3 protein-coding genes are annotated in these 5,290 nt (G+C 49.2%); all 3 read right to left on the bottom strand.

Going from position 1 to position 5,290, the window contains the following annotated elements; translation table 11 throughout:
- On the bottom strand, positions 1–775 hold a 775-nt coding region (locus CAK78_RS09010), incomplete at its 3' end, for a DNA methyltransferase (RefSeq protein WP_141214156.1).
- A gap of 48 nt (positions 776–823) precedes the next feature.
- Complete coding sequence (locus tag CAK78_RS09005) at positions 824–4,549, bottom strand: DUF6079 family protein (protein ID WP_094697061.1); 3,726 nt, start codon at positions 4,547–4,549, stop codon at positions 824–826.
- Positions 4,550–4,551: 2 nt separating this feature from the next.
- Positions 4,552–5,064, bottom strand: a complete 513-nt coding sequence (brxF, locus tag CAK78_RS23350) for a BREX-3 system P-loop-containing protein BrxF (protein ID WP_094697060.1) — start codon at positions 5,062–5,064, stop codon at positions 4,552–4,554.
- Positions 5,065–5,290 lie beyond the last annotated feature (226 nt).

Genomic DNA, 5,290 nt, shown 5'->3' with positions numbered 1-5,290 from the left:
CATTTCCTTCATGGCTAGTAGTGTCATATATCCAGCCATACTCATTTTCTATTTCAGAAAAAATTCGTAATGCCTCATTTTCAAGCATTACATCATCACATCTTGTATTATAGTTGTTTGCAATAAACGTCGCGGCCGGTGATAGATCATTCAAGAGCGCCTTCCGTACACCGAGCCTAGAAAATGTACGCCATGTAGTATTTCCATTCTCATCAACATGTTCTTGCAAAATACTTCCATCAGTCTTTACCTGATAGCCAAGAGACATAACTGCTTCCCGGTCTCCACACATCTGAGCAGCAACACCAGTCATGCCCGTACCACAGAAGCCATCAAATACAATATCACCAGGATTAGTGTAATGGAGGATATAACGCATAATAGCCTTATGCGGCACCTTGGTATGGTAGGAGTGAGCATTATAAATTGGGTCATTTTTCCCTTCACTGACATCAGCAGCGAAAGGCTCACGATGATATTTTTCATCACCAGCTGGCTTTAGGCTTTCCCATTCAGAAACAAAATCACCGATCCAAGGATTGGGGCAGGCTGTGTAATAGGGAGGATCACTTAAATTTAAAATATCCTCATCGCTTCCAATTGGGAAACCCTCCATCTTCCGAAAATCAGGATCTTTTAGCTTTTCAGCTAGCAGACCTAAAAAATAATCACGACGTTCCTGCTCGTTCGCGAAGTTTTTCCCCAAGCATGTAACAGACCCTGCTACATGCGCTTGCTGTTGGATATCACAGGAAAATAGGCTGTCTTGTTGCATAGTGCTTCCTACGGCAGGTGCGGCTTATGCCGCACCTGCGAGTCTTGATTAATCGATGATGATACGAACTTTAGTGAGATCCTTGCCCTGACAGAGTTTGGTGAGCAGTTGATTAAAACGATCACTCACTTCTTTGTGGCTGAGAGGAAGTCCTTGTCCAAGCCCTTTCACTAGGTCCGTGGTACTAATACGCACCTCTTCCAAACCAGCCAATACCAGGTTCACAATCTGTACAAAGCTGAAGTCCAATGGGTCAGGTAGCTGAGCTTGCTGAATAAAATCACGAATTAACTGAGCCTGTTCGGCTTTAAGCAGGCCCAAATTAATAAAGGGATCATCTAGCAGGCTGCTCAGGTTACTGAGCCAATCACTCTGCAGACTATCTAGCCTCAGCTCCAGACTCTTTAATTGTTCGCTGGCAGGTGCCTTGCCGCTCTCTTGGCGAGCATTGAACTCCATCGGGTTGGCGTTCATCGCCAGCAGCTTGGGGTCGATAGGTTTAGCTGCTTGCAATTGTGCAGCCTCTTTACGCCACTCAGCCAATTGCTGGGACGGGAGCAAGGTGATGCCACTTAAGATCTCCAACTCAGCTAAGCGTTGGTCATTCATCAGCTTGGCTTTGGTATTCTCTTCGTTGCCGTCAAGATGTGCTCGCATATAGAGCTCAACATAGTGTTTGGCATACTCAGTTTTCAGTGCCGACAACATGTTGATTTGCTCAGCCTTGAAGCTGTCATCACTACGTGAAGCCGGAGTGGCCAGACCTTGTCTCAGTACATCACGCGCCTGTTTGACTTGCTCTTGCCAAGGGTGTGATTCAGGAAGTACCAGCTGCGCCTCTTTGAGATAGGCGCATAAGGGGGCTAGATCGCCCACTACGGTTTTAAGCTGCACAAAGTTGTGCCATGCCTGCAGCATCTGCTGGTATGTGGCGATGTCAGACGCAGTCACCTTAAGGTTTTTCAGCTTGCCGGGTTTGTCGTAACGCTGAATGGTTTCCAAAAAGTTCTTCAGCTCGTTCAGCTGGGTGGAAAGCGTCTGCTCCTCGCTTTCTTCCAGTACTGATTGCCCCCACAGTGGCAAACGATCCTTAACGCTCTGCTGCCCTTTGACCAGCTCGTTAATCAGTACCTCGGTGCGCTTTAACATTTCACGCACCACGTCTTCATCGCCTTGCTGAATTGAGGTGGCTAGGCCATCGTTCATCTCAAGCAGGGTGAGTAGAGCTTTTAAGGCGGTGATATTAAAATCCTTGGGTGCCTGGATATGTTTAAAATCTCTGAGCACATCAAAGGGGATGGACTTGAACTTGACCACATCGCTGGCGGTCAGGGTATGGCCGACCACCACCAACTCAAGCTCACCGCTATACACCAAACAGGCGATCAGCACCAGAAGCCATTCTGGCTCCAGGCGGAAGCTATCTGGCTTAAAGTAGAGGCGGGAATTGATAGCCTCCAACAACTCTGCCTGGTTGACCACTTGCCCTTGTTGCTTGCTTTGCAAGACGCCCAAAACGGCTTGGGCATAGCGCGATTGTAGCGGAGCGATTTTAGCACCATCGAGTAATTCCAGTGCATCGAGCACGGCATTGGCGCGCTTGGTTGAAGCCCCACCGGAGACCACACTTAACGCATCTTTGGCTGCACTCTCAATGTTCTCGTAGGTGATCCATTGGCTGAAGGTGGGATACTCGGGCGCCAACGCTTCAAAGTGATTGGCCAAAATGTTGCTGGCAACGGCTTCAAAGATATCTTTGAGACTGCCGATCTGGCTATCGCCAAGCCCGGAAATACTGCGAACTGAGGTGCCTTTGATCCAGTCCATCATCGGCTTACTTTGCCCATCGTATTGGGCAATATAGGCATCCTTGAAATGGCTCTTTAGCCAAGTCTGCATCTCTCTGAGATAGCCTTCAGCCTTGAGTTTGTACACATTCTTGGCATTGCCCGTGGCCGAAGCATGCAAGTCGATAGCTGCTGCGTAGTAGTTCAAGCAACGATCAAACTCGGCGTCGGCGTTTTGCAGGACAAACAGCACTTCATCGCTACGGATAAACTCTTTTTTCAGCTTGGGCGGGTTATAAGGCTGAATAAAGTACATGTAATAGTCGAGCGGCGGTTTGGCTGTCTCGCGTTCATTAGGAGAGCCGAGGAACATCCAGCCGGGGCGGTTGACGTTACGCTCCAACCATTTGAGCTCGTGTCGCCACATCTGAATATTCGGTTGCTGAGTATCAGTTTCCTCCAGGATCTGCAGCATGGCTTCACGATAAGCACCATTACGGCTGTCATCGGTCAGCAAGGGCACCTTGTTTTCGATATAGGCATCAAAATCTTCGGTCTTTTTCAAATCCAAAAAAAACTGATCATTGGCCTTGTTCTTCGAGAAGAACTGGCCGTTGACGGTTTTGCGGATCTTGGTCAATACCGCGACGATCTGGGTTTCCAAATTTTTGCTCTTTTCCCCTGGCAACTTTTCGATGCCGGGTAGATAGAGGCAAAGGGAATCACGCAGTTCGGCGGCAGTAGCCCCCATCTCGTTATAGACATCGCCCACGGACAAACGATGGATAGCCAGTCCGGCTACCAAGCGCTTGGCAAAATCGATCTCTGTCGCGGTGGGATAGGCTTGGTCGATTCGCGTAAACAGGGTTTCACCGACCTCAATAACCTGACCGATCTCCGGGTTGGTTTTAGCGCTAGGGTCGCCTCTGAGCTCATCCCAGTAGGTGTCGTAAGAAAACACACCTGGCTTATCGGCAGGTACAACCTGTTCCATCAAGGCTTGCATCTGGCGCGAGAGGCTACGCAGTACCTGGCGTTGCTCAATACCCGCGCCCCGCACTCGCTCGAAGGTGTTGATGTAGTCAGGGTGCACTGGGAACATGCGCACAAACTCGTCGAGGCGTTCGTTCATGCGATCAAAGCAGGGGGTGAATTGCTGCAGATACTCGCGGATCCAATGCAATTGCTGGGCATCTTTTTTGAGCAGACGTTCGGCGACGACATATTTGATATCGTCGCGGGTGATCAGCACCTGTTCGGCCCGGTCACGGATACGTTTGACTTCTTGGGTGGCGAATGCAAGTTGCGTGCTATCAAAGATAGCTTCTTGCACACCGCAGATGAAACGGAAACGGGTACCATCGATCACTTCACCCATCACACGCATCATGGCCATATCCAACGGCAGCTGCTGCTGATTACGAGAGCGCAGGTAATCGAGGATCTCGTCACAAATCAGCAGCAAACCCTGGTCGGGATAGCGCTCGTGAAACAGCGCCATCATCTCTTCAAAGTAGGGTTTGTGATTGGATGAGATTTCCTCCATGGCCGGGAATTGGTAGTCGATACCCATCTCAGTCAGGCCTGATGTCAAGTTGTCGGTGACAATATCGGCAAAGGCTTTTTTGCTCGCTCCGACTTCAAAGCGGATAACTTTGAACTTGCCAGCAATCTTGTTCGCGGCTGCACGCACCTTGTCGTTAGTGATGAATTGGGCCAATTCTGGAAACTCGGCGACGGCCGAGATCACCGACATCAAATGTGATTTACCGGAACCGTAGTTACCGACTACCCAGAGAGATTTGTTATCAACGGATTCGTCAAACTGAAGCTGAGGAATTATGATGTCCGCCAGCTTTTGCGACATTTTGTCCGAGATGACATATGAGGCCACCAACTGCTGAGCCTTTGACTGTTCTGCCGACTCTTTGAGTTTGATGATGGTGGTGACGGGCTCGAACTGAATGAGCTCCCCGTACTTTTTCATTTTTATCCCCTTTGCTCGGTAACGTGAATGATGGGCACGTTGGCCAAATCATTCGCAGAGTAAGATTGATAGTCGTCCCGTCCGGGGACGGAAAAGGTTAGAAATCGTTCTGTAATCTGACCAGGCCAGATGGCCACGATAGGCTTGAGGCGAGCTAAATCCTGAAGCTGACGCAGTGGGTCTAGTTCCAAAGTTGGCTCAAACAAAACTTGGATCCTGTCTAGCCATACAACATCAGACGCTATGCCATTCAGCATTTGAGCAATGATGTCTGAAACATGGCGAGACCGGTCATTGCATGATAGCGGTAACAGCCGCTCACATAACTGTTCTGAAAGCTCAAGATATGTCAGCCCTTCTGTTTCACTAGCAGACCTGATGATTTGTGTAGGTGAGTTGATGACTAGCACCAAGGCGCTAGATTGGACACTCATTCTCAACAGGGCCTTGTTGGCTTCCGCTTGCAGCTCGTATGCCGAAGATACGCTTGTTACATGGATTGGTTGCCCGAGCATCGCTCTCTGCTTAATGACACAAATAAATTGGCATATTCTAGCGATTTCAACTTGGTCTGTCTCATCAGAAACCTTGAGATAGCGTGTCTTTATGAATCGCCCCGGCTCTCCAACTGACTGGGGATCCACATAACCACCCAGCTGGATTCAAGGCTGAGACACAGATTGTGACTCATACTGACCTCTTTGTTATCTATTAGCGCCATGGTACGCCATCATTGGCATG

Source organism: Aeromonas sp. A35_P (assembly GCF_002259925.1).
GTDB lineage: Bacteria > Pseudomonadota > Gammaproteobacteria > Enterobacterales > Aeromonadaceae > Aeromonas > Aeromonas dhakensis.
The sequence above is the reverse complement of the archived record's forward strand: the minus strand, read 5'-3'. Positions and strand labels throughout refer to the sequence as shown.